Source organism: Nocardioides cavernae, assembly GCF_013410035.1.
Taxonomy (GTDB): domain Bacteria; phylum Actinomycetota; class Actinomycetes; order Propionibacteriales; family Nocardioidaceae; genus Nocardioides; species Nocardioides cavernae_A.
Genome location: NZ_JACCBW010000003.1, coordinates 43,614 through 69,473, shown reverse-complemented (window position 1 = coordinate 69,473; position 25,860 = coordinate 43,614). Strand labels below are relative to the sequence as shown.

The following is a 25,860-nucleotide window of genomic DNA, read 5'->3' as shown; positions in this document are numbered from 1 at the left end:
GAGCGGTGCGGGAGCGGGTCAGGCGGTGTGGTCGACCTCGACGAGCGTCGGGCCCTGGTCGAGGGCGGTGACGGACTCGACGACGTCGCGCGCGATGGTCTGCGCGTCGAGGCCGATCCGGGCGAGGATCGCGTCGCGCTTGGCGTGGTCGAGGAACTCCTGAGGGATGCCGTGCAGCCGGAAGGGCGTACGCACGCCCGCGTCGTTGAGGGCCTGGAGCAGCGTCGCGCCGCACCCGCCGACGCGGCCGTTGTCCTCCACGCTGACGACGAGGCGGTGCTGGCGGGCGAGCTCGATGATCGCGGGGTCGACGGGCTTGACCCAGCGCGGGTCGACGACGGTGACGCCGATGCCCTGAGCGGTGAGGCGCGCGGCCACGTCGACCGCGGTGGTGCACATCGAGCCGACGGCGACGACGAGGACGTCCTGCTCGCCCTCGCGCACGAGGACGTCGGCGCCGCCGACGCGGTCGACGGCCGGCACGTCCTCGGGCGGCGGTCCCTTGGGGAAGCGCACGACGGTCGGGGCGTCGTCGACCTGCACGGCCTCGTCGAGGAGCTCGCGGAGCCGGGTGACGTCGCGCGGGGCGGCGAGGCGGAGTCCGGGGACGACCTGGAGGACCGACATGTCCCACATGCCGTTGTGGCTGGCGCCGTCGTCGCCCGTGACGCCGGAGCGGTCGAGCACGAACGTGACGCCGCAGCGGTGCAGGGCCACGTCCATCAGGACCTGGTCGAAGGCCCGGTTGAGGAAGGTCGCGTAGACCGCGAAGACCGGGTGCAGGCCGCCCATCGCGAGGCCGGCCGCCGAGGTGACGGCGTGCTGCTCGGCGATGCCGACGTCGAAGGTGCGCTCGGGGAACCTCGAGGCGAACACGTCGAGGCCGACCGGGTGCATCATCGCCGCGGTGAGGGCGACGACGTCCTCCCGGCGGGCGCCGAGGTCGACGATCGCCTCGGAGAAGTGGTCGGTCCAGATCTTGCCCTTGGGCTTCTCCGCGCCGGTCTGGACGTCGAACGGCCCGGGCGCGTGGAACTGGTCGGCCTCGTGCCGCAGCGCCGGGTCGTAGCCCTGACCCTTGCGGGTGATGGCGTGCACGATGACGGGGCCGTTGAAGCGCTTGGCGTTGGCCAGCACCTGCTCCATCGCGGCGCGGTCGTGGCCGTCGACGGGGCCGACGTACTTCAGCCCGAGGTCCTCGAAGAGTCCCTGCGGCGCGAGGGCGTCCTTCATGCCCTTCTTGACCGCGTGCAGCGCGTCGTACGCCGCGTGCCCGACGCCGGGCACCGCGTTGAGGCGCTTCTTCACCAGGTCGAGGACCTGCTCGTAGCGCGGGTTGGTGCGCAGCGAGGTGAGTGCGGTCGCCAGTCCGCCGATCGTCGGCGTGTAGGACCGCTCGTTGTCGTTGACGACGATGACGAGGCGGCTGTCCTTGGCGATCGCGATGTTGTTGAGCGCCTCCCATGCCATGCCGCCGGTCAGCGCACCGTCGCCGATGACGGCGACGACGTGGCGGTCCTCCCCGCGGATGGCGTACGCCTTGGCGAGCCCGTCGGCGTAGGACAGGGAGGTGGAGGCGTGGGAGTTCTCCACGATGTCGTGCTCGGACTCCGACTGGCTGGGGTAGCCGCTGACGCCGCCCTCCTTGCGCAGGGTGGCGAAGTCGGCGTGCCGGCCGGTGACGAGCTTGTGGACGTAGGACTGGTGCCCGGTGTCGAAGACGACGCGGTCGTGCGGGGAGTCGAAGACGCGGTGGATCGCGAGCGTCAGCTCGACGACGCCGAGGTTGGGACCGAGGTGCCCGGAGTTCGTCGCGACCGTGCGGATCATCAGGTCGCGGACCTCGGCGGCCAGCTCGTCCAGCTGCTCCGGCGAGAGTCCGCGGAGGTCGCGCGGGGAGCCGATCGAGTCGAGGAGTGCCATGTCGGCCGAGTCTATTTCATGGCCGGTCGAGGACGGCCACCGACGGCTCGTGGAGGCTGCCGAGCCACACCTTCCCGTCGTGCTCGCGGACCCCGGTCACCATGTGGAACCCCGGCCCCGAACCGGGCTGGGCGAGGTCGAGGTCGTGCACGAGCCCGCCGGTGTCGTCGTAGGCCTGCACCCGGATGGTCTGCTTCGGCCGGGGCTGCAGCGCCTCCGGGATCCGGGTCACCAGCCGGCGCAGCGCCAGCGGCGCGGACCCGAGGCCCTCGACGACCGGGTCGGTCGGGCTGGCCAGGGTGACCCAGATGAGCCCGTCGCTGCCGCGGCTGATGTTGTCGGGGTAGCCCGGGAGGTCCCTCACGAGGTGGTCGCGCTCCCCCGCCCGCGGACCGGCGAGCCAGAGGCGTACGACCGCGCGTCCGCGGCACTCCGCGACCGCAACGTAGGACTCGTCGGCCGCCAGCGCGACCCCGTTGGAGAACCGGAGGCCGTCGAGGACCACCGCGACGGTCCCGTCCGGGTCGCGTCGCAGCAGCCGGCCCGTGCGGGTGTCCTGGACGAAGTCGTCCTTCCACCGGTCGACGCCGAAGTGCCGCGAGGAGTCGCTGAACCAGATCGTCCCGTCCGCCGCGACCGCCGCGTTGTTGCAGAACCGCATCGGCTCGCCGTCGACCTCCGCGACGAGCACCTCGACGGCGCCCGTGCGCGGGTCGACGCGCAGCACGCCGCGCACGGCGTCGCACACGACGAGGTCGTCGTCGAGGAGCTCGATGCCGAGCGGGCGGCCACCGGTGTCGGCGACGCGACGGGTGCTGCCCGTCGCGGGGTCGAGCGCCCAGACGGCCCCGTCCTCGGTGCCGGTGAAGACCGTGCCGTCCGCGCCGACGACGACGTCCTCGGCGCCCATGGAGGGGACGGGGTGCACGGTCAGGCTCCGGGAGTGGGTCATGGCGCCATGCTGGCGTAGAGATCGCTGCGGAGGAAGGCCGGGACGATGCCCTCCGCACCCCTGGTCAGGCGGAGGCCGGGCACGGTGGCCGGGTCGACGAACACGATCTGTCGGCCCTCCCGACAGTCGATGTCGTCGTCGGTGAGGTCGACGGCTGCGGCGTAGACCCACATCCGGTCCCACGTGCCGTAGGACTCGCGGTGGTCGTTGGCGAAGACACCCAGCTCGTGCACGTCGGTGGCGGCGAGGCGTACGCCCGTCTCCTCCTCGAGCTCGCGCAGCGCGCCGTCGCGGGGCTGCTCCCCCGGCTCGAGGTGGCCGCCGGACAGGCCCCAGCAGTCCGGGTCGATGAGGGGGTGCTCGTCGCGCTCCTGCAGCAGGATCCATCCGCGACGGTCGACCAGCACCACGCCGGCGAAGGCACGGGCGTCCGGTCCGGGCGCGGGGGTGTGGTCGGCGGCCCAGGTGCGCAGGGCGTGCAGCACCCGTCGCGTCGAGTCCACCAACGGGAGGTCGTCGACCACGGCGGGGTCGACGAACACGATCTGGCGCCCCTCCTGGCAGTCGACGTCGCGGTCACCGAGCTCGGTCGGTGCGGCGAACGCGTGGTAGCGGAACCGGCCGTGCGGCGAGGCCACCTCGAACTCCCCGAGGTCGTGCGCCTCACCCGGCGCCGGCTCGATCCCCGTCTCCTCGGCCAGCTCGCGCAGGGCGCCGTCGCGGGGGGACTCGCCGGGCTCCAGGCCGCCGCCGGGGAAGCACCAGGTGTCGGGCCAGACGGGCGCGTGCTCGTCGCGCTCCTGCATGAGGAACCAGCCGCGCGGGTCGACCAGGGTGAGGCACACGTAGTCGGTGCGCACGGGCTGCTCGGGCATCGTCCGACCCTAGCCACGCGCTACATCCGGACCCGGTAGCGACGCCCCCGCAGCGCCTCCTCGACCAGGCCCACCTCGCGGCGCACCCCCATCAGGCGCGCGTCCTCGAGCTGGAAGGTCTGCACGGCGGCCAGCACGACGGCCTCGTCGGCGACGTCCTTGAGGTCGCCCCGGATCTCGCTGAGGCCCCGTCGGGTCGCGAGCTGCTGCGCCTCGACGTGCAGGACCGCGAACCGGGCCAGCACGACCACGTGGCGCCGCAGCCCCGGGAACCTGCGGTAGTCCGGCGGGCAGAGGTCGAGCAGCCAGCTCGCGGCCGTCGTCTCCCAGTCGGGCGCGTCGGGCGGGCGTACCTGCCGGGGCCATCCGGGCGGCGCCACGCCGCGGTGACCCTCGGGCGGGGTGGGCCGCTGACGGGGCTGCGGGGGCGGGAACACGGGTGCAGCATATCGAACGCGTGTTCGATCGATCCGCGGGTCAGCCGCCCTCGAGCGCCGCCTCGATCGCCGCCAGGTCGGGGTCGCGCAGCCCGACGAGGTCCAGCCGCCACCACACGTCGGGGTAGACCAGGCGCCCCGTCATCCACGACTCGTGAGCAGCCAGCACCCGCACCTGGCAGGCCGGGTCGGGGATCCGGTGCGAGGGACGCTCGAGGCCGTGGGCGGACGCGCGGTCCCAGCCGCGTGTGCCGTAGTAGCCCGGGTCGCCCTCGAGGAAGACCAGCGGCGCGCCGAGTCGCTCGGCGACCGCGGGCACCGCCTCGAGCAGCGCGCTCCCGATGCCGGACCGCTGGTGCTCGGGCGCGACGGCGAGCGGGCTCAGCACGAGGACGTCGACCAGCCGCTCACGTGCGTCCAGCCAGGCCCGGGACAGGGCGACGCAGCCCACGACCTGCTCCTCGTGGCCCTCACCGGTCACGGCGACCAGCTCGGCCGCCAGGTCCTCGACCGATCGCAGGCGCGCGATGACGTCGTTGACAGCCGCGCCGTGGTCGCCGAAGGCCGCCTCGACGACGGCCTCGACCGCCGGGGTGTCGACGTCTCCCGCCTCGCGGATCCGCACCACGGCTCAGCCCTCCGGGGAGGTGGGGCCGGAGGAGAGGAAGGACCAGCGCACCTCGCGCTCGACGTTGTCGACGTTGAGGTCGACGAGGCAGATGCTCTGCCACGTGCCGAGCGCGAGGCGCCCGTCGAGCACGGGCACCGTGGCGTGGGGCGGGACGATGGCCGGCATCACGTGCGAGCGTCCGTGCCCCGGTGACCCGTGCCGGTGTCGCCACCGGTCGTCGGCCGGGATCAGGTCGCCGAGGGCGGCCAGCAGGTCGTCGTCGGACCCGGCTCCGGTCTCGATGATCGCGATCCCGGCGGTCGCGTGCGGCACGAAGACGTGGAGCAGGCCGTCGCCGCGCCCGCTCACGACGTCCGCCGCGTCGCGGGTCAGGTCGAGCACGACCTCGTCGCGCCCGGTCTCGTAGGTGCGGACCTCGCTGTGCACCTCAGCCCTCCCCCAGCGCCTGCTCGATGCGTTCCACCTTGGCGGTGAGCTGGCCGTCGTAGCCGGGCCTGATGTCGGCCTTGAGGACGAGCCCGACGCGTGGCGAGGCCGCGGCCACCACGTCGACCGCCTGCTTCACCACGGCCATCACCTCGTCCCACTCGCCCTCGATGTTGGTGAACATCGCGTTGGTCTCGTGCGGGAGGCCGGACTCGCGGACGACGCGGACCGCGGCGGCGACCGCCTCGGTCACCGAACCCGAGGGGTCGCTGGAGGTGGGTGAGAGGGAGAAGGCGACGATCATGCGTCCACGCTAGCCACCCCGGTCGACTCAGGCGTTCGCGCCCTCGCCCAGGAGCGCGCCCTGCGGGTCGGGCGTACCTCCCCGGCAGCTGACGCCGAACTCGGGGGCGGTGTGGCCGTCGCCGTACTCCTCGAGGAAGAGGCCGAGCCGGCGGTCGTCGGCGCCGTCGAGCCGCAGCTGCGCCCCCCACACCGTGACGACGACGGGCGACGGCAGTCCGTCGCGCGGCGACATGATCCCGTTGTCGGGGAGCTGCCCGGCCAGCGTCTCGAGGTCCGCCGCCGGGAGGTCGGGGTCGTGGGTGATCCAGATGGTGCCGTGCTCGAGGTCGTGGACGGCGTTCTCCTCGCGCACCGGCTCGTCGTAGACACCACACGCGAGCCAGACCGGCGCGTGCGCGCCTCCGGCGGGCGGGTCCTGCGGGTAGTCCACGTCGTCCATGGTGTGCGCGCGGTCGGTGATGTCCCACGTCTCGACCAGGGTCAGGTCGAGGGCGCGCTGCGCCTCCTCCTCGCCGCGGATGGCCCGGTCGACCAGGGGCGCGACCAGGGCGGCGCCCAGGACGACGAGCGCGGAGACGGTGGCGAGCACCAGCGGGAGCCGGCTGGGCCGGACCTCCTCGACGACCGGAGCGGGTGCGAGGCCCTCCTCGTGGAGGTCGACCTCCGGCGCGGGGGTGTCGGCGTCACTCACCGCGTCAGGCTACCGGCGCGGTCCTCGGGCCAAGGCAGCGCGTACGGCCTCGGCGCGGGCGTCGAGCTCGTCCTGCGGGGTGTCCGGGAGCATGTCGGCCCAGACGGGGAGGTTGGACCCGCGGAGCTGGAGGACGCCACGCGGACGCGCCATGACGTTCATGGAGAAGTGTCCGGCGCCGTTCTCCCACTTGGTGATGTGCACGTTGCCGACACCGTCGAGGGCCTGCACCGCGGCGTAGGTCCGCGCGACCAGGCGCCCGAGCTCCACGTGGCCAGCGTCGTCGAGGTCGTCGAGCAGGACGTGCTCGCGGGTGACGACGTTGGCGACGAACGGCAGGCTCGTCGCACCCGGTCGGACGACCGCGAGACGGCCGCCGGTGTGCAGCACCTGCGGCGCCGTGTCCAGGGCCTGGCAGGTGCGGCAGTCGGCGGGTGCCTTGCGTCGGTCGGGCTCGGGGTCGGCGAGCTCCGTGAGCGGACGTGCCTGCAGCCCGTCGCGCTCGAAGGGGAACACGTCCCAGTCCGGCATGGCACCGAGCGGGAGGCGGCCGTCGTCGCCGACGGCCGCCTCCGCGCGGTCGAGGAAGTCCCCCACCGATCAGCCGCGCAGCAGGTTGCGCAGGACGTACTGCATGATCCCGCCGTTGCGGTAGTAGTTCGCCTCGCCCGGGGTGTCGATGCGCACGACGGCCTCGAACTCGCTGGTCTCGCCGTGGGCCTGGTCGGTGCCCGGGGCGGGCTCCACCTTGACGGTGACCGTCTTGGGCGTGGTGCCGTCGTTGAGCTCGGTGATGCCGGAGATCGAGATGATCTCGGCACCCGTGAGGCCCAGGTCGTCGGCGGTCTTGCCCGCGGGGAACTGCAGCGGGATGACACCCATGCCGATGAGGTTGGAGCGGTGGATCCGCTCGTAGGACTCGGCGATGACGGCCTTGACGCCCAGCAGCGCGGTGCCCTTGGCGGCCCAGTCGCGCGACGAGCCGGAGCCGTACTCCTTGCCCGCCAGGACGACCAGCGGGGTGCCGGCGGCCTGGTAGTTCTCGCTCGCCTCGAAGACGCTGGTGACCTCGCCGTCACGGGTGAAGTCCTTGGTGACGCCGCCCTCGGTGCCCGGCGCGATCTGGTTGCGCAGGCGGATGTTGGCGAACGTTCCTCGGATCATGACCTCGTGGTTGCCGCGGCGCGAGCCGTAGGAGTTGAAGTCACGCTGCTCGACGCCGTGCTCGGCGAGGTAGCGACCCGCCGGGCTGTCCTTCTTGATCGCTCCGGCCGGGCTGATGTGGTCGGTCGTGACCGAGTCACCCAGCTTGAGCAGCACGCGGGCGCCGACGATGTCGGTGACCGGCTCGGGCTCGTCGGGCATGCCGTCGAAGTAGGGAGGACGGCGGACGTAGGTGGACTCGGGGTCCCACGCGAAGGTGTTGCCCTCCGGGGTGGGCAGCGACTGCCAGCGCTCGTCACCCTTGAACACGTCGGCGTAGGACGAGCCGAACATGTCGGCGGTGATCGCGCGGGCGATCGTCTCCTCGACCTCCTGCGGGCTCGGCCAGATGTCCTTGAGGAACACGTCGTTGCCGTCGGTGTCCTGGCCGAGCGGGTCGCCGAACAGGTCGACGTCCATCGAGCCGGCGAGCGCGTAGGCGACGACGAGCGGCGGGGACGCGAGGTAGTTCATCTTCACGTCCGGGTTGATCCGGCCCTCGAAGTTGCGGTTGCCCGACAGGACCGAGACGACCGCCAGGTCGGCCTCGTTGACGGCCGCGGAGACCTCCGGGATCAGCGGACCGGAGTTGCCGATGCAGGTGGTGCAGCCGTAGCCGACGAGGTTGAAGCCGAGCTTGTCGAGGTACGGCGTCAGGCCGGCACGCTCGTAGTAGTCGGAGACGACCTTGGAGCCGGGGGCGAGCGAGGTCTTGACCCACGGCTTGCGCGACAGGCCCTTCTCGACGGCGTTCTTGGCGAGCAGGGCCGCACCGATCATCACGCTCGGGTTGGAGGTGTTGGTGCACGAGGTGATCGCGGCGATCACCACGGCGCCGTGGTCGATCTCGACGTCCTGGCCGTCGAGCGACACGGTGGTCGGCTTCGACGCGCGTCCGGCGCCGGCAGGGGCGTCGGCGTGCACGGGCTTGCCGTTGCCGCCCTCGTGGCTCGGGGCGTCGGAGGCCGGGAAGGACTCCTCGAGCGCCTCGTCGTAGCCGGTGGCAGCGGCGGCGTCGTCCGGGTCGGAGTCGCCCTCGTCGACGTAGTCGACCAGCGCGGCGCGGAACGAGTCCTTGGCGGCGGACACCTCGACGCGGTCCTGCGGGCGCTTCGGACCCGCGAGCGACGGGACGACCGTGGAGACGTCGAGCTCGAGCTGCTCGCTGTAGCGCGGCTCGGCGCTCGGGTCGTGCCAGAGGCCCTGCTCCTTGGCGTACGCCTCGACGAGCGCGAGCTGCTCGTCGGTGCGGCCGGTGAGGCGCAGGTAGTCGATGGTCTGCTCGTCGATCGGGAAGACGGCGATGGTCGAGCCGAACTCCGGGCTCATGTTGCCGATGGTGGCGCGGTTGGCCAGGGGCAGCGCGGAGACGCCCTCGCCGTAGAACTCGACGAACTTCCCGACGACGCCGTGCTCGCGGAGCATCTCGGTGATCGTCAGGACGAGGTCGGTGGCGGTGGAGCCCTCGGGGAGCTCGCCGGAGAGCTTGAAGCCCACGACGCGCGGGATGAGCATGGAGACCGGCTGGCCGAGCATCGCGGCCTCGGCCTCGATGCCGCCGACGCCCCAGCCGACCACGCCGATGCCGTTGACCATCGTGGTGTGGGAGTCGGTGCCGACGCAGGTGTCGGGGTAGGCCACGCCGTCGCGCACCATGACCACGCGCGCGAGGTGCTCGATGTTGACCTGGTGCACGATGCCGGTGCCGGGCGGGACGACCTTGAAGTCGTCGAAGGCACCCTGGCCCCAGCGCAGGAACTGGTAGCGCTCGCGGTTGCGCTCGTACTCGATCTCGACGTTCTTCTCGAACGCCGCCGGGGTGCCGAAGACGTCGGCGATGACCGAGTGGTCGATGACCATCTCGGCAGGCGCCAGCGGGTTGATCTTCGTCGCGTCGCCGCCGAGCTCGGCCATCGCCTCGCGCATGGTGGCGAGGTCGACGACGCAGGGGACGCCGGTGAAGTCCTGCATGATCACGCGGGCGGGCGTGAACTGGATCTCCTGGTCGGGCGCCGCGCTGGCGTCCCACCCGGCGATCGCCTTGATGTGGTCGGCCGTGATGTCGGCGCCGTCCTCGGTGCGGAGCAGGTTCTCCAGCAGCACCTTGAGCGAGAAGGGCAGGCTCTCGACGTCGAGGCCCTCTCCCTTGACCGCGTCGAGGCGGTAGATCTCGTAGGACTGTCCGTCCACGTCCAAGGTGCCCTTGGCACCGAAGCTGTCCTGACTGGCCATCAGCCAACATCTCCTCGGGAGTTCGCGGGTTCACGCCCATCTTGCCGTCGCGCCGGTGAGCGCGGGAAGACAGGCGACCCTAAGTACTGACGTCGCTTTATCTTGACGTCAAGATACCACAGTCGTCCGGGTCGCTCGACCAGCCTCCCCGGCGTGCCGACCCTCCTCCACCTCAACGGACCCTCCGGCGTCGGCAAGTCGACGCTCGCCCGCGCCCACGCGGCGAGCCACCCGGGCACGCTCGTGTGCGACATCGTCCTGCCGCAGCTCATCGTGACCCCGTCGCGGGCCGAGAGGTTCGTGGCCGCGGTCGTCTCGCGCATCATCGAGGAGCGCGGCGGGGACCCGCTCGTGCTGGAGGGGCGTCGGCAGCTGCTCGACCTCGCACCGGCCCACGGGTGGCAGGTGGTGGACGCGACCGACCGGGACCGCGCGCTGGCCCGCCTGGCCGCGCTGGTGTGAGCTACTCGATCCCGGCCATCTGGTCGAGGCGCTGCAGCAGGTCGTGGGCTGCCAGCTCGACGGCCTTGTGCCGCCACTCCGCAGCGCGGTAGACGCAGGCGATCAGCCCGCTGCGGTGCACTCGGCGCAGGTCGCCGTACACGAAGGCGTGGCGCGCCTTGGTGTCCTCGTTGGCACCCTCGGTGAGGCCGAGGTGCCACGCGGCGTAGTCGGCCCACGTGTGCTTCTCGAGGTAGGCGTTCTGGGCCTCTGCACCCGGCTGCACCTCGCCCCAGTCGCTGTCGAGGACGTACTGCCGCGCGTCGATCAGCCGACGGGCGTGCGCGACCGCTGCGGGGTTGACCGTGTAGGTGGCCATGGCGACCACGATGCCATGCTCAGAACCCGAGCACCTTGCCCAGCGCGGAGAAGAGGGCGTCGAAGGCGCGGGCGACCGGGTTCCGGACGCCGTCGGAGCTGGCCTTCTGCCAGAACAGCGGCTCGGAACCGGTGAACTCGTCGTCCACGAGGGGCGTCCGCCCCCACAGGTAGGGCCAGAACACCTCGGTGCGGTCGACCCCGACCTCCAGCCGGGAGTCGAAGCCCATCACGAGGTGCTGCTCCATCCGCGTGGTCCCGCCCCGGGGACTCGTCGCGACGACGTCGCCGTGCCCCTGGACGATCAGGCTGCCGGTGCCGGCGAACAGGATGTAGCGCACCTGCCAGGTGGCGAAGGACTGGATCCCCCACCGCCAGCGCGTCTCCAGCCGGGGCGTGCCGATCACACCGACGACGTGCCGGGGGCGCATGACCACCCCCGGGTGGTCGGCGAAGTCGATGCGCATCAGGTAGGAGTCGGGGTCGTCCGGTGTCGAGAGGGTCGCTGCGGTGACCCTCTCGTCGCCGGTGACCCGGCTGAGGCCGAACAGCCCTGCCGCGAAGCTGATGAAGGGTGCGGACCAGTCGTACAGCAGGTGGCTGCGGACGCGGCCCTGCACCGGGCGTACGTGCTCCGAGCGCGCGGAGAGCACCTCACCCGGGCCGAGGTCCACGGTGAGGGTGCGGTGCGCCGTTGAGGTCACGAGCTCGCCGCCGGCGCCCGCCTGCCCGGCGAGGCGGATCGGCCGGTGGACGCGGTGGACCAGCGGCATGAGGACGAAGTACGCGACGGTCCTCACCACCGGCGGGAGGAGCAGCACGAGCAGGGCGATGGCCGCCAGCCAGCGCCACGACCGCGCCCACTGGTCGACGACCCAGCCCACGCCCGTGCCCTGGGTCGCCTCGAGACTGCGTTCCTCGGCCTGCCTCTGTTCCAGCGAGGCCTCGGTGCCGTCGATCTCGTCCTCGGCCGCGGTCGCTCCGGTGTCCGTGGTGAGCCGGTCGAGCTTCTCCTGCGGGCTCAGCGTGGGGTCGCGTAGCACCGCCGCGTCCGCCTCGGCACCGGCAAGGCCCGCCTCGAGCCTGTCGAGGGCGTCCTCGGCCGCCTCGGCGGCTCGCTCCTTCAGCTCGCAGCTGTCCGGCACCACAGGCAGGCTCTCGAACAGCCTCCGCAGCCGGCTGCACTCGTCGCTGTCCTCGCGTGCCTGCTCGGCCTCCGCCCGCTGGTCCGCCACCTGGTCGCCGAGGCCGTCGACGGCCTCGTCGATCGCGCGGAGCCGGGACGCCACCGCGTCGTCGCGGAGGGACGCGAGGTCCCGCTCGAGCGCGGCGCGTTCCACGCGGACCTGCTGGAGGCGCTCCCGGTCGGTGACGGCCTCCTTCACGGCGGGGAAGGCGGCCTGGACGAGGAGGTAACCCACGAAGAGGGCGAGGACGATGACGAGGAGCCCGCCGGCCTTCTTCAGCACGAAGCCGAGGACGGCCGAGACGAGACGCACCCGCGGGACTCTAGTGGCGCCCGACCGGGCGGCGGCTCACCCCGTGCGGGGACCGGTCCGCGTCAGCAGCGCCACGCACTCGACGTGGTGCGTCATGGGGAACAGGTCGAAGGCGCGGACGGCGGTCAGCTCGTAGCCGTGCTCGGCGAAGATCGCGACGTCCCTGCCCAGGGCCGCGGGGTCGCAGGCGACGTACGCCACGGCGCGCGGGCGCCGGTCGACCACCTGCTCCACGACCGCGCGCTTGGCACCCTCGCGCGGCGGGTCGAGGACGACGAGGTCGAACGGCTCGTCGTAGCCGTCGCGGAGGACCTTGTCGGTGGGCCCGCACTCGACCACGGCCGCCTCGAGCGCCGCGAGGTTGCCGCGCGCGTGCTGGCAGGCCGTGCGGTCGGCCTCGACCGCGACGACCCGGGCGCCGGTGGCCCGGCCGACGAAGCGTGCGAACAGCCCGACGCCGGCGTAGAGGTCGAGCGCCCGCTCGCCCGGCCGTGGCCCCAGGAGCTCGAGCACGGTGTCGACGAGCACGCGGGTGGCCTCGGGGTGGACCTGCCAGAAGCCGTCACCGGCGACGACGAAGTCGTGGCGCTCCCCCGCCGCGTCGACGGCGTGGGTGACGGGGTCCCGCGAGGGCGGCGCGACGTCGGCGGGCCGAGCGCCGTCGGCCGCGATCAGGCAGTCGTCCAGCGGCACGAGGTCGTGCGAGCGGTGCGCCCGCATCGCGGGACGTCCGTCGGGGAGCGCGGCGTAGCGCTGACGCGTACGCCAGCGCAGCCCGTCGTCCGCTCGCCCCGGCACGGGCACTGCCTCGACGTGCAGCCCGGTCACGACGGCCGAGTCGGCCGGGAGGCGGCCGAGGCGTACGAGCTGCTCGCGCACCACCGCGGTCTTGAGGTCGCGCTGGGCCGGCAGGGCGACGTGCTGGAAGTCGCAGCCGCCGCAGAGGCCGGGCCCGGCCACCGGGCACGGGGGCGTCACGCGGTCGGCAGACGGGTCGAGCACCTCGACGGCGTCGCCGCGCCAGAAGCGGTCACCGTCCGTGCCCTCGGTGATCTCGACGACGACCCGCTCCCCCGGCAGCGTGTGGCGCACGAACACCACGCGGGACTCCGGCTCGGGCAGCCGGGCGACGCAGTGCCCGCCGTGGGCGACGGGTCCGACCTCGACCTCGAAGCGCTCACCCACCCGAGAGCGGCCGCGGGGCTTGCGGGCGCGGTTCGTACGGCTCACGCGTCGTCTACCGTCCGGGAGGGTCCGCGCGACGTCACGCGTCCGCGCCGCAGGTCTCCGGCGTGGACGCGGGTCTCGTCGCGGCGTCCGCGCTCCTGCGCGAGCTGGGAGGACCGCAGCTGGTAGGGCACCGAGATCACCATGACGCCCGGCGTGAACAGCAGGCGGCCCTTGAGGCGCAGCGCGGTCTGGTTGTGCAGCAGCTGCTCCCACCAGCGACCGACGACGTACTCCGGGATGTAGACCGCCACCACGCCTCGCGGGCTCGCCCGGCGGATCTCCTGGGTGTACTCGACGATCGGCCGCACGACCTCGCGGTAGGGCGAGTGCAGCACCTTGAGCGGGATGTCGAGGTGGCGGTCGTCCCACTCCTCGAGGAGGCGGCTGGTCGCCTTCGCGTCGACGCTGACGTAGATCGCCTCGAGCACGTTGGGCCGGGTGGCGCGGGCGAAGGCGAGGGCGCGCAGCGTCGGCTTGTGCAGCTTGGAGGCGAGGACGATCGCGTGGACCCGGGTCGGCATGACCTTGTCCTGCTCGTCGGCGGCCAGCTCGAGCTCGACGCGGGCGTAGTGGCGACCGATCGCCTGCATGACGAGGAAGAAGAAGCCCATCGCGAGGATGGTGATCCACGCGCCGGCCAGGAACTTGGTGATCAGCACGATCACCAGGACGACGGCCGTCATGCCCAGGCCGAAGGCGTTGATCGCCCGCGAGCGCATCATCCGGCGACGCACCGCCGGGTCGCGCTCGGTCCGCAGGTGCCGCGACCAGTGGCGGATCATGCCGAGCTGGCTGAGGTTGAAGGACACGAAGACGCCGACGATGTAGAGCTGGATGAGCTTGGTCGTCTCCGCGTCGAAGATCCAGATCAGCAGGATCGACATCGCCGCGAGGAAGACGATGCCGTTGCTGTAGGCCAGCCGGTCGCCGCGCGAGCCGAGCGACCGGGGCGCCAGGCCGTCCTGGGCGAGGATGGAGCCTAGCACCGGGAAGCCGTTGAACGCCGTGTTGGCCGCGAGCACGAGGATGACGCCGGTGACGGTGACGACGAAGTAGAACCCCGGCGAGAAGTGGTCGAAGACGCCGGCGGCGATCTGGGAGATCACGGGGTGCTGCACGTAGCCGTCGGGGACCGCGCCCGAGGCGGTGCGCAGCCGGTCCAGCTCGTGGGGGTCGACGTAGCGGATCGCCATCTGCTTGGCGAGCACGATGACGCTCATCATCATCGAGATCGCGATCATCCCGAGCAGCAGCAACGTGGTCGCTGCATTACGGCTCTTGGGCTTCCGGAAGGCCGGCACGCCGTTGCTGATGGCCTCGACGCCGGTCAGGGCTGCACACCCGGAGGAGAAGGCCCGCGCCAGCAGGAACATCAGCCCGACCTGGGTGAGCGGACCGTCCCAGCCCTCCTGGGGCCGGATCACCAGGTCGGCGCTCTCCGCGTCGGGCAGGTCGCCGGCGAGCAGCCGGAGCAGGCCGTACGCGCACATGCCGAGGATGGCGACCATGAAGAGGTAGGTCGGGACGGCGAAGAACGAGCCCGACTCGCGCACGCCGCGCAGGTTCATCGCGGTGAGCAGGACCACCGCCAGGATGCCGACCGTCGCCTCGTGCCCGATGAGGAACGGGATCGCACCGGCGGCGTACTGGGCGGCCGAGGAGATCGAGACCGCGACGGTGAGGACGTAGTCGACGAGCAGTGCGCTCGCGACCGTGACGCCCGCGTTGCGACCGAGGTTGACCGTGGCCACCTCGTAGTCGCCGCCGCCGGACGGGTAGGCGTGCACGGTCTGGCGGTAGCTCGCCACCACGGTGAGCATCACGAGCGCGACGGCGAGGCCGATCTTCCACGACCAGACGTAGGTCGACGCGCCGGCGACCGCCAGCATGATGAAGACCTCGTCCGGGGCGTACGCCACCGACGACAGGGCGTCGCTGGCGAAGACCGGCAGTGCGATGCGCTTCGGGAGGAGCGTCTCGCCCAGCTGGCTGCTGCGGAGCTTGCGACCCAGCAGGATGCGCTTCGAGACGTCACCGACACTCACGGTGGGGAAGCCTAGACCCGCGGACGTCGGATTCCCCGCTGGGATACGGTTCTGGCGTGCACGTCGTGATCATGGGTTGTGGCCGCGTCGGATCGACGCTCGCCCGCAGCCTCGAGGACCGCAACCACACCGTGTCGATCATCGACAGCGAGCCGGACTCGTTCCGGAGGCTCGGCCCGGAGTTCAACGGCGACAAGATCACGGGCTACGGCTTCGACCAGCAGGTGCTGGAGAAGGCCGGCATCCGCCGCGCCGACGCGTTCGCCGCGGTCTCGAGCGGCGACAACTCCAACATCATCGCGGCCCGCGTGGCGCGGGAGACCTTCGGGCTGCAGCAGGTCGTCGCCCGCATCTACGACCCGGGCCGCGCGGAGGTCTACCAGCGCCTCGGCATCACGACCGTCGCGACGGTGAAGTGGACCGCCGACCAGGTCCTGCGCCGGATCCTGCCCGCCGGCGCCGAGCCCGACTTCCGCGACCCCTCCGGCACGATCCGCGTCGACCATATCCCCGTGCCCGAGTCGTGGGTCGGCAACCGGACGGTGGAGTTCCAGATGCAGTCCCGCAGCCGGATCGCCTGGATCGACCGGCTCGGCGAGGGCATGCTGCCGACGCGCGAGACCGTCCTCCAGGAGGGCGACATGCTGCACATCGTGATCCGCGAGGAGAACGCCGCGCACGCCTACGCCGTGCTCGACTCCGGCCCCGAAGACGACTGAAGGAACATCTGAGACATGCGCGTCGCCATCGCCGGAGCCGGAGCCGTGGGCCGATCCATCGCCCGGGAGCTGATCGAGAACGGCCACCAGGTCCTGCTCATCGACAAGAACCCGTCCTCCATCCGTCCCGAGCGCGTCCCCAACGCCGAGTGGCTCCTCGCCGACTCGTGCGAGCTCTCCTCGCTCGCCGAGGCACAGCTCGGGAAGTGCGACGTGGTGATCGCCGCGACCGGTGACGACAAGGCCAACCTCGTGACGTCGCTGCTGGCCAAGACGGAGTTCGGCGTCCCCCGCACCGTCGGCCGCGTCAACCACCCCAACAACGAGTGGCTCTTCACCGAGGCCTGGGGCGTCGACGTCAACGTCTCGACCCCGCGCATCATGTCGGCCCTGGTCGAGGAGGCGGTCTCGATCGGCGACCTCGTCCGCCTCTTCACGTTCCGCCAGGGCAACGCCAACCTCGTGGAGCTGACGCTGTCGGCCGACTCCCCCTACGTGGGCACCCCCGCCGGGCTGGTCCCCTTCCCGGACAACTGCGCGCTGGTGACGATCCTGCGCGACGGGCAGGTCTACACGCCCGAGGCGGAACAGCCCCTCGAGTCGGGTGACGAGCTGCTGTTCGTGGTCCCGGCCGAGGTGGAGACCGAGCTCGAGCAGCTGCTGTCGCCGGGGAACCACCCGAGCTGAGCCGTGCCCTGACCTGCCGTGAGTCTCTCGGAGACTCAGGCCGGGGTCGGGTCGGCCGCGACCGGGGTCCGGTTGCGGGAGAGCAGCCAGATCATGCCGCCCAGGGCCGCGAGCTGGAGCGGCCATCCGAGGCCGAGCTTGGCGACGCCGAGGATGGCGATGGCCGTGTCCGGGTCCATCGCGCCCGAGCTGCCGGCCAGCCAGATCGGCGCCTGCACCGCGACGCGGACCAGGCACGGCAGCACCAGGAGCCAGGTGAGGCGGCTGCACAGTTTCACCAGCGGCTTGTCCTCGTGCCACGCCGTGGGGTCGCCGGTGATGCTGCCGACCATGAACCCGACCAGCGGCCAGCCGATGATGCAGGTGAAGGCGAGCACGAGGGCGTACCCGCCGTTGTAGAGGATCCCCGGCAGGAAGTACGCCAACGCGGCCTCCTGCTCCGACCCGCCCGACTGGAGCGTGCGGTAGGCGAAGTAGGCGCCGATGCCGATGCCGAACAGGGCGTTGACGACGAACTGGACGGTGGAGCGCTGCACGAGTCGCACGACGAGCAGGACGAGCGCTGCGCCGACGCTGACCTGGAGCGCGAGGGTGAGGTCCTTCGTGGAGAGCCAAATGACCGTGAAGAGGATCGTCGGGACGGCCGCCTCGGCCATCCCGCGACGCCCGCCGAGCGCCTTGGCGAGCTGCTGGCGCACCACGGCCTCGACCGTGTCGGCCGCCGGTGCCTTGTCCGCCGGTGCCTTGTCCGCCGGTGCCTTGTCCGCCGGTGCCTTGTCCGCCGCGGTCTCGTCGGTCACGGGAGGAGCTCGTAGCGGGGGTTGAACATGATCGGCACCCCGCCCTGGCGACCGATGCAGCCGGCGACCGTGACGGATCGGCCGGGGTCGACGCCGGTGATGCGGCGCCGGCCGAGCCAGACGACGGTGATCACGCCGGAGCCGTCGTCGAGCTCGGCCTCGAGCGCGGGGACCCCGCCGCGGGGGCGGAGGGTGACGGTGCGCAGCACTCCGTTGACCGTGACGCGCTCGCGCTCCGGCGCGTCGGCGATGGCGAGGGCCTCGTCCTTGGCGTGCGTCTGGCGCAGGTCGCGCTGGTGGGCCTCGGAGCTGTCCGCCCACTTCGACAGCGCCTGCCGGAGGCGGCTCTTCTCGGCCACGTGGTCACCTCACCCGTCGGGCGTCGTCCGGAAGCTTCACGGGCAGGGGCTCGCCGACCGGCATGGCGCCCTCGCCGCGGCGTACGACGACCTGCGCGAGGGCGTCCTCCCAGTCGGTGGTGGCGTCGGGATCGATCGCCGGGCGCCCGAGGAACGACGCGCGCAGCATCCACCGCTCGCCGTTGATGCCGATGATCCGCGAGGGCTGGGTCGCCGTGGTGCCGTCGGGGCGCTGGACGGGCATCTGGCAGACGAGCTCGGTGCCCCAGCGGCCCTCACGCTCGGTGGCCTGCCCGCCGCGGCGGACCATGTCCTCGGCGATCTGGGGTCGGACGTCGCCCCAGAGGTCGCCGTTGCGGGGGGCGGCGAAGGCCTGGAACTCGCACGCGCCGTCCTGGCCGGCGAGCATCACGGCCCGGACCTGGCCGCTCTTCTCATCGACCTGGAGCCGCAGCTCGCGCTCGGCGATCGCGGGGACCAGGACCGAGCCGAGGTCGGCGCGCTCGACGCCGTCGCCCTCGACCTGGGACACGTCGAACGGACCCGAGGCCGGGTCCGTCTGCGCTGCCGAGGCAGCGTCGGACGCACCGGCGGTCGCCTCGCCGCCCGACTGGGCGGCCTCGTCCGACTTGCGGCGGAACCTCACGTCACCACTCCTTCGTCACCACCGGTCAGGACCCCTGACCGGTACCTGTAGAACCGTAGCCCCCGGCCCCCCGGGACGACTCGGGCAGCACCCCCACCTCGACGAACCGCGCCCGCTCGAAGCGCTGGACGACGAGCTGGGCGATGCGGTCGCCGCGTGCGAGCGTGATCGCCTCGACGGGGTCGTGGTTGATCAGCAGCACCTTGATCTCGCCGCGGTAGCCCGCATCGACCGTGCCGGGCGTGTTCACGATGGACAGCCCGTGACGCGCCGCGAGTCCCGACCTCGGGTGGACGAGCGCGACGTAGCCCTCCGGCAGCGCGATCGACAGCCCCGTCGGGACGAGTGCCCGCTCGCCCGGCGCCAGGTGGACGTCGACGGTCGTGTGCAGGTCCGCTCCGGCGTCGCCCGGGTGGGCGTACGACGGGAGCGGCAGGTCGGGGTCGAGCCGGACGACGCTGATGTCCAGGTCGTGCTCAGGGTGGAGGTCGGGCACGAGGAGTGAATCTATAGGCTCTGCGCCGTGGACTACGCCGAACGCCTCACCGTCCCGCTGCGCTGGTGGGCGCAGGGCACGATGCTCGTGGCGTCCGTGTGGCTCGCGCTGGTCGTCGCCGTCCCGGGCATCCTCGCGTGGTCCGTCACGGCCGCCGCGCTGGCCCTGATGATTGCCCTCTTCGCCTCCTACGGCGGCGCCCGGGTCGCCGTGGAGGGATCGACCTTCCGCGCCGGTCGCGCGCACATCGGGCTCGAGCACGTCGGTGCCGTCACCGCGCTGGACCGCGAGGGGGTACGCCGGCTGGCCGGCGTGGACGCCGACGCCCGGGCGTACCTGCTCCTGCGGCCCTACCTCAAGCGGGGCGTGCGCGTGGACATCGAGGACCCCGCCGACCCGACGCCGTACTGGCTCGTCAGCTGCCGTCGGCCCGACGCGCTCGCCTCAGCCCTGGAGGCGGGGCGGAGCCGCCGGGCGGCTCGGTAGTGTGACGGACATGGCCTCTTCCTCGAAGGACAGCACCAGCAAGGTCTACTCCGCGTTCTCCCTCGTGGCCGCCATCGGCGCGGCCTCGGTGGCGAAGAAGGCCCTGAACTCGTCCTGGCGCGCTGCCACCGGCAAGAACCCGCCCGCGAACCCGGCGGACCCCGACGTCGGTCTCAGCGAGGCCGTGATGTGGGCCGCCGTCAGCGGGACCCTGATCGGCGTCGCCCGGATGCTCGCCACGCGCCGTGCCGCGCACTACTACGCCAAGTCGACGGGTCACCTGCCCCCGCAGCTGAAGAAGGACGGCCAGGACGCCAAGAAGGCGCCCGCCCCCGAGTCCTGAGCCGCCGCTCCGTCTCACCCTCCTGTGGGCGTCCTTTCCCGTGAGTCTCCCTGCGACTCAGGGTTGCCGGGCGACCCCGGGCCGCCGACCCGAGTCCGCGCACCCTCGCCCGTGAGTCCCTGAGCGACTCACGGGCGAGGGTGGCGTCTGGTCGGAGTACGCCCGGGGCCCGCAGCCGCGGACAGGCCACTGGGTGTCCACAGGGGTGCGACAGGACGTCTCAGCCCACCTGGCTGTGGATGAGCTGCCGGACTTGTCGGTGGTGCGCCGTGGGATGGCTGCACGAGCGCCCGACCGGGGCGCCGGGACAGCCAGTCAGGAGACCACGATGGAGGACACGACCGCACGCACCAGGTCCGGCGACGGCCCGACGACGGTCCGGCTCACGACGGTGCGCGAGCGCCACTACCCGTCGCGGGAGGAGTACGAGCGCCTCACCGACGACGAGCGGGAGTGGTGGTCGTTGGGGCCGTTCGCGGGCGAGGTGCCGGGGCTGGTCCGCAGGATCCGGCGCATCCTCGACGTCTCGCAGCGCGGGCTCGCCGCCCTCCTCGAGGTGTCCCAGTCGGTCGTGGCCCGGTGGGAGACCGGCCGGACCAGCCCCAGGGCGGACGTGCTGCAGCGCATGCTGCGGCTGGCGCGGGTCCGGACGTCCTTCCACGACGAGGAGTCGGGAGAGGTGGTGGAGCCGATGCGGGACGACGGTGCCCGTGACCGGGCCTGTCGCCGGTTCCCGGCGCACTGCGACCTCCGGCTGCGGGGGTGGTGGTTGCCGCGTCAGATGAGGACGTGGACCTCCGCCCACGCGCTGTTCGTCGAGCGGGAGTCGCGGCGGACGGGGCGCGTGGCGATCGGCTACCGGGCCTCTCCGTCCTACAAGCACCTCGAACGCACCCTGCGCGGCACGCCTGTCGACCACGCGGCCCGCCACCAGCTCGTCGCCGAGATGGAGCACCGCGACGAGTGTCACGCGGAGTGGAAGCGGCAGGTGCGCCTGCGCGCGGCGGGCGGTTCGTGAGGGGCCCCGGACACGGCACAGCGCCCGTCCCCCAGAGGGACGAGCGCCGTTGCGTACAGAGGTGGGCCGGGCTCAGATGCAGTCGCGGCAGATGAGCTTCTTCTCGTCGGCGAGCTGCGAGCGGTGGTGCACCAGGAAGCAGCTCATGCAGGTGAACTCGTCGTCCTGTCGAGGCATGACCTCGACGGCGAGCTCCTCGTGCGAGAGGTCGGCACCGGGCAGCTCGAAGGACTCGGCGGCCTCCGCCTCGTCCTCGTCGACCTTGCCGGAGTTCTTGTCGTGCCGGCGCGCCTTGAGCTCCTCGATGCTCTCCTCGCTCTGGTCTTCCTCTGTCTTGCGTGGTGCGTCGTAGTCGGTGGCCATCGGATCCCTCTCCCCATGCTGTGGTCGATGCCGTCCGGATCGCGGCCGGCATGACCCGTTGTGCACGTCGTCGGCGCCAGATTGTGCACCATGGACCGGCTCCGTGGTGAGACGGTCCGCAACGTGTCGCCAGAACAGCGGGTCACGCCCCGCTATTCCCTCCGGACCGGGGTGGCCCGGTGCACCCGTTCAGGCGACGAAACCGGCCGTCCTGAGCGCGACCACGAAGGTGTCCCAGCCGTCGGCCGGAGCGCCGACGACCACGTTGCGCGGGGGGTGCGACCCGAGGGCGAGGGTGCCGTCGAGGAGGTCGAACCGACCCCCGGCCTCACGCAGCACCAGTCCGCCCGCCGACCAGTCCCAGGGCTGGGGACCGGCCTCGACGTACGCGTCCCCGCTTCCCTCCGCGACGTGGCAGAGGTCGAGCGAGCACGAGCCCATCCGGCGGATGTCGCGGACCTCCGGGAGCAGCCTGGCGACGCACCCGGCCTGGTGCTCGCGCACGTGTCGTTCGTAGCCGAAGCCGGTCAGCACCAGGCGTTCCGCGAGCGGCGGGGTCGGACGAACGGCGATCGGCTGCCCGTCGCGGGTCGCGCCGTGGCCGAGCGCGGCGGCGTACTCCGTGCCGGTCGGGATGGTCACCACGGCCCCGGCGACGACCGTGCCCTCGACCTCGGCGGCGATCGACACGGCGCAGTCGGGCAGGCCGTAGAGGTAGTTCACCGTCCCGTCGATCGGGTCGACCACCCAGCGGACCCCCGAGGTGCCGGGGCGGTCGTCACCCTCCTCCCCCAGGATCGCGTCGTCGGGGCGCGCCGCGCTGATGCGCGAGCGGATCAGGGCCTCGACGGCGCGGTCCGCCTCGGTGACGACGTCGACCGCGCTGGTCTTGGTGTCGGCGACGTCGATCCCGCCGCGCCGCATCTCCCGGGCCAGGTCAGCGCCCTCGTGGGCCAGGGCGCGCGCCAGGTCGCGCAGGTCCTGGGGGGCGTCGCTCACGAGTCGCGGCCGCACAGAGCCGGTCGCTGGGGGTTGCGGGCGTTCGGGCAGCAGCCCGCACCGCAGATGTCCGGGCCCGCGGGCAGCGAGCCGACGGCGGGGCGCTCCGGCGACGCGCCGCGCTCAGCAGCCGCCCGCTCGAGGACGAGGTCGCGGACCATCGCCACGAACCGCGGGTCGGTCCCGGCCGTTGCTGCGCGCACCGCCTGGATGCCCAGGCGCTCCGCCGTCGCCATGGCCTCGGTGTCGAGGTCGTAGATGACCTCCATGTGGTCGGACACGAACCCGATCGGGATGAGGACGACCTGGGCGACGCCGTCGCTGGCGAGCTCCTCGAGGTGGTCGTTCACGTCGGGCTCGAGCCACGGCGTCGACGGCGCGCCGGACCGCGAGCAGTAGACGAGGTCGTGCCGGTGCGCGCGACCGGTGGCCGCACGCACCCGGGCGGCCACCTCGTCGGCGGCGCTGCGGTGCTGGCGCACGTAGGCCGGACGGGGCTGGCCGAGGGGGTCCTCCGAGCCGCTGGTCTCGGCCATCTCGGTCGGGATGGAGTGCGTGACGAAGACGAGCCGGGCGGCGTCCCCGTTGGTCGGCAGGTCGGCCAGCGCCGCGAGGCACGCGTCGACGACGGGCTCGAGGAAGCCCGGGTGGTTGTAGTACTGCCGGAGCTTGTCGAGGCGGGGAGCGCCCTCGGTCTGCTCGACGGCGTCCCAGAGGTTCTCGCGGTACTGCCGGCACGAGGACCACGACGAGTACGCCGAGGTCGCGAAGACCGCGGCGCGCTCGACGCCGTCGGCCGTCATCCGGGCGAGCGTGTCGGCCAGGTACGGCTCCCAGTTGCGGTTGCCGAAGTAGATGGGCAGATCGATGCCCTGGTCGGCGAAGTCCTTCTCCAGCTCGGCGATCAGGGCGCGGTTCTGGTCGTTGATGGGGCTCTTGCCGCCGAAGAGGAAGTAGTGCTCCCCCACCTCCGCCAGGCGCTCACGCGGGATGCCCCGCCCGCGCGTCACGTTCTCGAGGAACGGGACCACGTCGTCGGGCTTCTCCGGCCCCCCGAAGGAGAGGACGAGGAGGGCGTCGTACGGCTTCACGTCGGGGTGACCCGCAGGATTCATGTGGCCAGCGTAGAGCGGCCTACCATCCGGGTGATGCTCGACTCCTACCGCCGGGTCCTGTCGCGACCGGGCGCCCTCGCCTTCAGCAGCGCCGCGCTGGTCGCCAGGCTGCCGATCTCGATGGTCGGGCTGGGGATCGTGCTCCTCGTCGAGGGCCGCACCGGCTCCTACGGCCTGGCCGGGACCGTCTCGGCGGTCTTCGTGCTGTCCGAGGCGGCCTTCGCCGTGCTCCACGGCCGCTGGGTCGACCACCACGGGCAGGCGCGCGTGCTGCCGCTGGCCATCTCCGTCTTCGGCGCCGGGCTCGCGCTGATGATGCTCGCGGTCGAGCAGGACTGGGCGCGCCCGTGGACGCACGTCTTCGCCGCCGTCGCCGGCGCCGCACTCCCCCAGGTCGGTGCGAGCGTCCGGACCCGCTGGTCGCACCTGCTCGACGACGCCGGCGAGAAGCAGACCGCGTTCGCGCTCGAGGCGGTCCTCGACGAGGTCGTCTTCGTCGTCGGCCCGGTGCTCGTCACCCTGCTGGCCACGGGCTGGCACCCCGTCGCGGGCCTGACGGTCGCCGTCGTCACCGGCCTCGTCGGGACGTACGCCTTCGCGGCCCAGCGGAGCACCGAGCCTCCTGCCGGGCGGAGCGCGCCGAGCGGCGGCGACAGGACCCCGATGCCGTGGCGGCTCGTGCTCCCCCTCGCCGTCGTCTGCCTGACCCTCGGCGCGCTGTTCGGCGCGGCCGAGGTCACGACCGTCGCGTTCGCCGAGGAGCAGGGCCAGCGGTGGGTGGCCGGCTGGCTGCTCGCCGCCTGGTCGCTCGGCAGCCTGGTCGCCGGGCTCGTCACGGGCGCGGTGGTGTGGCGTCGCGGTCCGGACGTACGGCTCCGGTGGGGCTCCGCCGCGATGGCCGCGACGATGGCCCCGCTGATGTTCGTCTCGTCCGTCCCGGTGATGGCCCTCGTCCTGCTCGTCGGCGGGCTCGCCGTGGCCCCGACGCTGATCAGCGCGATGACGATGGTCGAGCAGGGCGTGCCGTCCGCCCGGCTGACCGAGGGGATGGCGATCCTCCACACGGGGATCGTGGCGGGCGTCGCTCCGGGCGCGAGCATCGCGGGCTTCGTCGTCGACCACAGCGGCGCCTCCGCGGCGTACGCCGTCGCGCTCGCGGGCGGCGTGCTCGGCGCGCTGGCCGCGCAGGCGGCGCGCCCCACGAGGACGCCCCGGAGCGTTAGCGTGCGGGCATGACCTCCCCCGTCCACGGCCACCTCTGGCGCAACTGGAGCGGACTCGAGGAGGCCGTCCCCCGCCACGTCGAGACCCCCGCCGCCGTCGGCGCCGTCGTCGCGGCCGTCCGACGCGCACGCGAGGCCGGCACCACCGTGAAGATGACCGGTACCGGCCACAGCTTCACCGCGATCGCCGCCCCCGAGCACACCCTCCTGCGTCCCGAGGCGATGACGGGGATCCTGGACGTCGACCGTGAGGCGATGACCGTCACCGCCCGCGCCGGCACCCCGCTCAAGGACCTCAACCTGGCCCTCGAGCGCCTCGGCCTGTCGCTGCACAACATGGGCGACATCGCCGAGCAGACGCTGGCCGGGGCGACGTCGACCGGCACCCACGGCACCGGCGGGACGGCCGCCGGCCTCGCCGCGCAGCTCGCCGGCCTCGAGCTCGTGACCGGGACGGGCGAGGTGCTCCGGGCCTCCGCCGAGGAGAACCCCGACGTGCTCGAGGTCGCCCGGGTGGGCCTGGGGGCGCTCGGGATCGTGACGAGCCTGACCTTCCACGTCGAGCCGCTGTTCGTGGTCGAGGCGCACGAGCAGCCGATGGGCTGGGACGAGGCACTCGGGTCCTACGACGAGATGGTCGCCGCGGCCCACCACGTCGACATGTACTGGTTCCCCCACACCGACCGCCTCGTGGTCAAGCAGAACGTGCGCACCGACCTCGACCCCGGCGAGCAGCAGCCGCCGTCCCGACTCGCTGCGTGGTGGGAGGACGAGCTGGTCTCCAACACCGTCTTCGGCGGCCTCTGCCGCCTCGGCGAGAGGGTCCCCGCCCTCGTGCCGCGGATCAACCGGGTCGCGGGGCGCGCCCTGTCCGAGCGTCGCTACAGCGACCTCGCGCACCGGGTGTTCGTCACGCCGCGCCGGGTGCGGTTCCGGGAGATGGAGTACGCCGTCCCGCGCCAGGTCGGCCTCGACGTGCTGCGCGAGTGCCGGCGGATGATCGACGCCAGCGACTGGCGCGTGGCGTTCCCGGTGGAGATCCGCACCGCACCGGCCGACGACATCGCCCTGTCCACGTCCCACGGCCGCGACAGCTTCTACCTCGCGTTCCACGTGCCCGCCGGCACCGACCACAGGGCGTACTTCGGCGGCCTCGAGCCCCTCCTGCGCGAGGCGGGCGGCCGCCCGCACTGGGGCAAGGTGCACACCCGTACGGCCGCGGACCTCGCTCCGGTCTACGACCGCTTCGACGACTTCCTCGCGATGCGGGACCGGCTCGACCCCGACCGGGTCTTCGCCAACGACTACCTGCGCCGGGTGCTGGGTCCCTGAGGTCG

General features: G+C 72.6%; 29 protein-coding genes. 8 read left to right on the top strand and 21 right to left on the bottom strand.

The features are described from left to right. Nucleotides 1-18 precede the first annotated feature (18 nt). Genes dxs through F4692_RS15290 form a run of 10 tightly spaced genes read right to left on the bottom strand, consistent with a single transcriptional unit; the run spans nt 19 to nt 9,676 of the window. The gene (dxs, locus tag F4692_RS15340; RefSeq protein WP_179620588.1) at nt 19-1,923 is read right to left on the bottom strand and encodes a 1-deoxy-D-xylulose-5-phosphate synthase; all 1,905 of its coding nucleotides are present in this window, start codon (nt 1,921-1,923) and stop codon (nt 19-21) included. Between the two features lie 16 nt (nt 1,924-1,939). Further along, nucleotides 1,940-2,875, bottom strand: a complete 936-nt coding sequence (locus F4692_RS15335) for an SMP-30/gluconolactonase/LRE family protein (RefSeq protein WP_179620587.1) — start codon at nt 2,873-2,875, stop codon at nt 1,940-1,942. After that, on the bottom strand, nt 2,872-3,750 hold the full coding sequence (locus tag F4692_RS21300; RefSeq protein ID WP_257029953.1) for an NUDIX domain-containing protein: 879 nt from the start codon (nt 3,748-3,750) through the stop codon (nt 2,872-2,874). The genes F4692_RS15335 and F4692_RS21300 overlap by 4 nt, the downstream gene beginning before the upstream one ends. 20 nt (nt 3,751-3,770) lie before the next feature. Continuing rightward, on the bottom strand, nt 3,771-4,187 hold the full coding sequence (locus F4692_RS15320) for a hypothetical protein (RefSeq protein WP_218858640.1): 417 nt from the start codon (nt 4,185-4,187) through the stop codon (nt 3,771-3,773). Between the two features lie 40 nt (nt 4,188-4,227). Next, entirely contained in the window at nt 4,228-4,815 is a 588-nt protein-coding gene (locus tag F4692_RS15315; protein WP_218858639.1) for a GNAT family N-acetyltransferase, read from the bottom strand. A 3-nt stretch (nt 4,816-4,818) separates the two neighbouring features. Continuing rightward, entirely contained in the window at nt 4,819-5,244 is a 426-nt protein-coding gene (locus F4692_RS15310) for a YjbQ family protein (protein ID WP_179620586.1), read from the bottom strand. A 1-nt stretch (nt 5,245) separates the two neighbouring features. Next, the gene (locus F4692_RS15305; RefSeq protein WP_179620585.1) at nt 5,246-5,548 is read right to left on the bottom strand and encodes a thiamine-binding protein; all 303 of its coding nucleotides are present in this window, start codon (nt 5,546-5,548) and stop codon (nt 5,246-5,248) included. A gap of 27 nt (nt 5,549-5,575) precedes the next feature. After that, a complete protein-coding gene (locus F4692_RS21850) occupies nt 5,576-6,241 on the bottom strand; it encodes a DUF3105 domain-containing protein (RefSeq protein WP_179620584.1) in 666 nt (221 codons plus the stop codon). Between the two features lie 9 nt (nt 6,242-6,250). After that, on the bottom strand, nt 6,251-6,838 hold the full coding sequence (locus F4692_RS15295) for a hypothetical protein (RefSeq protein ID WP_179620583.1): 588 nt from the start codon (nt 6,836-6,838) through the stop codon (nt 6,251-6,253). 3 nt (nt 6,839-6,841) lie between these two features. Beyond that, nucleotides 6,842-9,676, bottom strand: coding sequence for an aconitate hydratase (locus F4692_RS15290; protein WP_179620582.1), 2,835 nt, complete (start codon nt 9,674-9,676; stop codon nt 6,842-6,844). Nucleotides 9,677-9,829: 153 nt separating this feature from the next. Between F4692_RS15290 and F4692_RS15285 the strand changes: the two genes are divergently transcribed. Then, nucleotides 9,830-10,138: an ATP-binding protein gene (locus F4692_RS15285; RefSeq protein WP_179620581.1), complete on the top strand. Its 309-nt coding sequence runs from the start codon at nt 9,830-9,832 to the stop codon at nt 10,136-10,138. A gap of 1 nt (nt 10,139) precedes the next feature. Here F4692_RS15285 and F4692_RS15280 read toward each other — a convergent pair whose 3' ends face one another. From F4692_RS15280 to F4692_RS15265, 4 genes are read right to left on the bottom strand one after another with little or no spacing between them, the layout of a single operon-like run. Continuing rightward, entirely contained in the window at nt 10,140-10,496 is a 357-nt protein-coding gene (locus tag F4692_RS15280; protein ID WP_179620580.1) for a hypothetical protein, read from the bottom strand. 19 nt (nt 10,497-10,515) lie between these two features. Further along, entirely contained in the window at nt 10,516-11,994 is a 1,479-nt protein-coding gene (locus F4692_RS15275) for a hypothetical protein (RefSeq protein WP_179620579.1), read from the bottom strand. A 36-nt stretch (nt 11,995-12,030) separates the two neighbouring features. After that, nucleotides 12,031-13,224: a class I SAM-dependent RNA methyltransferase gene (locus F4692_RS21845; RefSeq protein WP_179620578.1), complete on the bottom strand. Its 1,194-nt coding sequence runs from the start codon at nt 13,222-13,224 to the stop codon at nt 12,031-12,033. Continuing rightward, nucleotides 13,221-15,269, bottom strand: a complete 2,049-nt coding sequence (locus F4692_RS15265) for an APC family permease (protein WP_179620577.1) — start codon at nt 15,267-15,269, stop codon at nt 13,221-13,223. The genes F4692_RS21845 and F4692_RS15265 overlap by 4 nt, the downstream gene beginning before the upstream one ends. A gap of 56 nt (nt 15,270-15,325) precedes the next feature. Here F4692_RS15265 and F4692_RS15260 point away from each other — a divergent pair, with 56 nt between their 5' ends. Both F4692_RS15260 and F4692_RS15255 read left to right on the top strand, forming a co-directional pair. After that, a complete protein-coding gene (locus F4692_RS15260; protein WP_179620576.1) occupies nt 15,326-15,988 on the top strand; it encodes a potassium channel family protein in 663 nt (220 codons plus the stop codon). Nucleotides 15,989-16,003: 15 nt separating this feature from the next. Beyond that, nucleotides 16,004-16,675, top strand: a complete 672-nt coding sequence (locus tag F4692_RS15255) for a potassium channel family protein (RefSeq protein WP_179620575.1) — start codon at nt 16,004-16,006, stop codon at nt 16,673-16,675. Nucleotides 16,676-16,710: 35 nt separating this feature from the next. On the opposite strand, the gene F4692_RS15250 is transcribed toward F4692_RS15255, so the two are convergent. The 4 genes from F4692_RS15250 to dut are packed head-to-tail and all read right to left on the bottom strand — an operon-like array spanning nt 16,711 to nt 18,976. Beyond that, nucleotides 16,711-17,475: a DUF3159 domain-containing protein gene (locus F4692_RS15250; protein ID WP_308645336.1), complete on the bottom strand. Its 765-nt coding sequence runs from the start codon at nt 17,473-17,475 to the stop codon at nt 16,711-16,713. Continuing rightward, nucleotides 17,472-17,834, bottom strand: coding sequence for an OB-fold nucleic acid binding domain-containing protein (locus F4692_RS15245; RefSeq protein WP_179620574.1), 363 nt, complete (start codon nt 17,832-17,834; stop codon nt 17,472-17,474). Before F4692_RS15245 ends, F4692_RS15250 begins: the two co-directional genes overlap by 4 nt. A 4-nt stretch (nt 17,835-17,838) precedes the next feature. Continuing rightward, nucleotides 17,839-18,480 (bottom strand): DUF3710 domain-containing protein, encoded by a 642-nt coding sequence (locus F4692_RS15240; RefSeq protein WP_179620573.1) that lies wholly within the window; start codon nt 18,478-18,480, stop codon nt 17,839-17,841. A 25-nt stretch (nt 18,481-18,505) separates the two neighbouring features. Continuing rightward, nucleotides 18,506-18,976 (bottom strand): dUTP diphosphatase, encoded by a 471-nt coding sequence (dut, locus tag F4692_RS15235; protein WP_308645335.1) that lies wholly within the window; start codon nt 18,974-18,976, stop codon nt 18,506-18,508. A 27-nt stretch (nt 18,977-19,003) separates the two neighbouring features. Between dut and F4692_RS15230 the strand changes: the two genes are divergently transcribed. The 3 genes from F4692_RS15230 to F4692_RS15220 all read left to right on the top strand — a co-directional run bounded on the left by F4692_RS15230 (nt 19,004) and on the right by F4692_RS15220 (nt 20,823). Next, nucleotides 19,004-19,462 (top strand): DUF3093 domain-containing protein, encoded by a 459-nt coding sequence (locus F4692_RS15230; protein WP_308645334.1) that lies wholly within the window; start codon nt 19,004-19,006, stop codon nt 19,460-19,462. A 10-nt stretch (nt 19,463-19,472) separates the two neighbouring features. Next, the gene (locus tag F4692_RS15225; protein ID WP_179620572.1) at nt 19,473-19,805 is read left to right on the top strand and encodes a DUF4235 domain-containing protein; all 333 of its coding nucleotides are present in this window, start codon (nt 19,473-19,475) and stop codon (nt 19,803-19,805) included. Nucleotides 19,806-20,133: 328 nt separating this feature from the next. Beyond that, nucleotides 20,134-20,823, top strand: coding sequence for a helix-turn-helix domain-containing protein (locus tag F4692_RS15220; protein WP_179620571.1), 690 nt, complete (start codon nt 20,134-20,136; stop codon nt 20,821-20,823). A gap of 72 nt (nt 20,824-20,895) precedes the next feature. Here F4692_RS15220 and F4692_RS15215 read toward each other — a convergent pair whose 3' ends face one another. The 3 genes from F4692_RS15215 to F4692_RS15205 all read right to left on the bottom strand — a co-directional run bounded on the left by F4692_RS15215 (nt 20,896) and on the right by F4692_RS15205 (nt 23,300). After that, nucleotides 20,896-21,186 (bottom strand): DUF4193 domain-containing protein, encoded by a 291-nt coding sequence (locus F4692_RS15215; protein ID WP_179620570.1) that lies wholly within the window; start codon nt 21,184-21,186, stop codon nt 20,896-20,898. A 189-nt stretch (nt 21,187-21,375) separates the two neighbouring features. Further along, nucleotides 21,376-22,185 carry an inositol monophosphatase family protein gene (locus F4692_RS15210; protein ID WP_308645333.1) on the bottom strand — a complete coding sequence of 270 codons (810 nt, stop codon included), beginning with the start codon at nt 22,183-22,185 and terminating at the stop codon, nt 21,376-21,378. Beyond that, nucleotides 22,182-23,300 (bottom strand): ferrochelatase, encoded by a 1,119-nt coding sequence (locus F4692_RS15205; protein ID WP_179620569.1) that lies wholly within the window; start codon nt 23,298-23,300, stop codon nt 22,182-22,184. The genes F4692_RS15210 and F4692_RS15205 overlap by 4 nt, the downstream gene beginning before the upstream one ends. 33 nt (nt 23,301-23,333) lie before the next feature. Between F4692_RS15205 and F4692_RS15200 the strand changes: the two genes are divergently transcribed. Next, complete coding sequence (locus tag F4692_RS15200; RefSeq protein WP_179620568.1) at nt 23,334-24,536, top strand: MFS transporter; 1,203 nt, start codon at nt 23,334-23,336, stop codon at nt 24,534-24,536. Continuing rightward, the gene (locus F4692_RS15195; RefSeq protein ID WP_179620567.1) at nt 24,533-25,855 is read left to right on the top strand and encodes a D-arabinono-1,4-lactone oxidase; all 1,323 of its coding nucleotides are present in this window, start codon (nt 24,533-24,535) and stop codon (nt 25,853-25,855) included. Before F4692_RS15200 ends, F4692_RS15195 begins: the two co-directional genes overlap by 4 nt. The last annotated feature ends 5 nt before the right edge of the window (nt 25,856-25,860 follow it).

What these genes read in the sequence shown, in the direction of transcription:
- F4692_RS15200 (WP_179620568.1), top strand. Translation starts at nt 23,334, where the DNA reads ATGCTCGACTCCTACCGCCGGGTCCTGTCGCGACCGGGCGCCCTCGCC.
- F4692_RS15220 (WP_179620571.1), top strand. Translation starts at nt 20,134, where the DNA reads ATGGAGGACACGACCGCACGCACCAGGTCCGGCGACGGCCCGACGACG.
- F4692_RS15305 (WP_179620585.1), bottom strand. Translation starts at nt 5,548, where the DNA reads ATGATCGTCGCCTTCTCCCTCTCACCCACCTCCAGCGACCCCTCGGGT.
- F4692_RS15195 (WP_179620567.1), top strand. Translation starts at nt 24,533, where the DNA reads ATGACCTCCCCCGTCCACGGCCACCTCTGGCGCAACTGGAGCGGACTC.
- F4692_RS15280 (WP_179620580.1), bottom strand. Translation starts at nt 10,496, where the DNA reads ATGGCCACCTACACGGTCAACCCCGCAGCGGTCGCGCACGCCCGTCGG.
- F4692_RS15255 (WP_179620575.1), top strand. Translation starts at nt 16,004, where the DNA reads ATGCGCGTCGCCATCGCCGGAGCCGGAGCCGTGGGCCGATCCATCGCC.
- dxs (WP_179620588.1), bottom strand. Translation starts at nt 1,923, where the DNA reads ATGGCACTCCTCGACTCGATCGGCTCCCCGCGCGACCTCCGCGGACTC.
- F4692_RS15335 (WP_179620587.1), bottom strand. Translation starts at nt 2,875, where the DNA reads ATGACCCACTCCCGGAGCCTGACCGTGCACCCCGTCCCCTCCATGGGC.
- F4692_RS15215 (WP_179620570.1), bottom strand. Translation starts at nt 21,186, where the DNA reads ATGGCCACCGACTACGACGCACCACGCAAGACAGAGGAAGACCAGAGC.
- F4692_RS15225 (WP_179620572.1), top strand. Translation starts at nt 19,473, where the DNA reads ATGGCCTCTTCCTCGAAGGACAGCACCAGCAAGGTCTACTCCGCGTTC.
- F4692_RS15290 (WP_179620582.1), bottom strand. Translation starts at nt 9,676, where the DNA reads ATGGCCAGTCAGGACAGCTTCGGTGCCAAGGGCACCTTGGACGTGGAC.
- F4692_RS21300 (WP_257029953.1), bottom strand. Translation starts at nt 3,750, where the DNA reads ATGCCCGAGCAGCCCGTGCGCACCGACTACGTGTGCCTCACCCTGGTC.
- F4692_RS15205 (WP_179620569.1), bottom strand. Translation starts at nt 23,300, where the DNA reads ATGAATCCTGCGGGTCACCCCGACGTGAAGCCGTACGACGCCCTCCTC.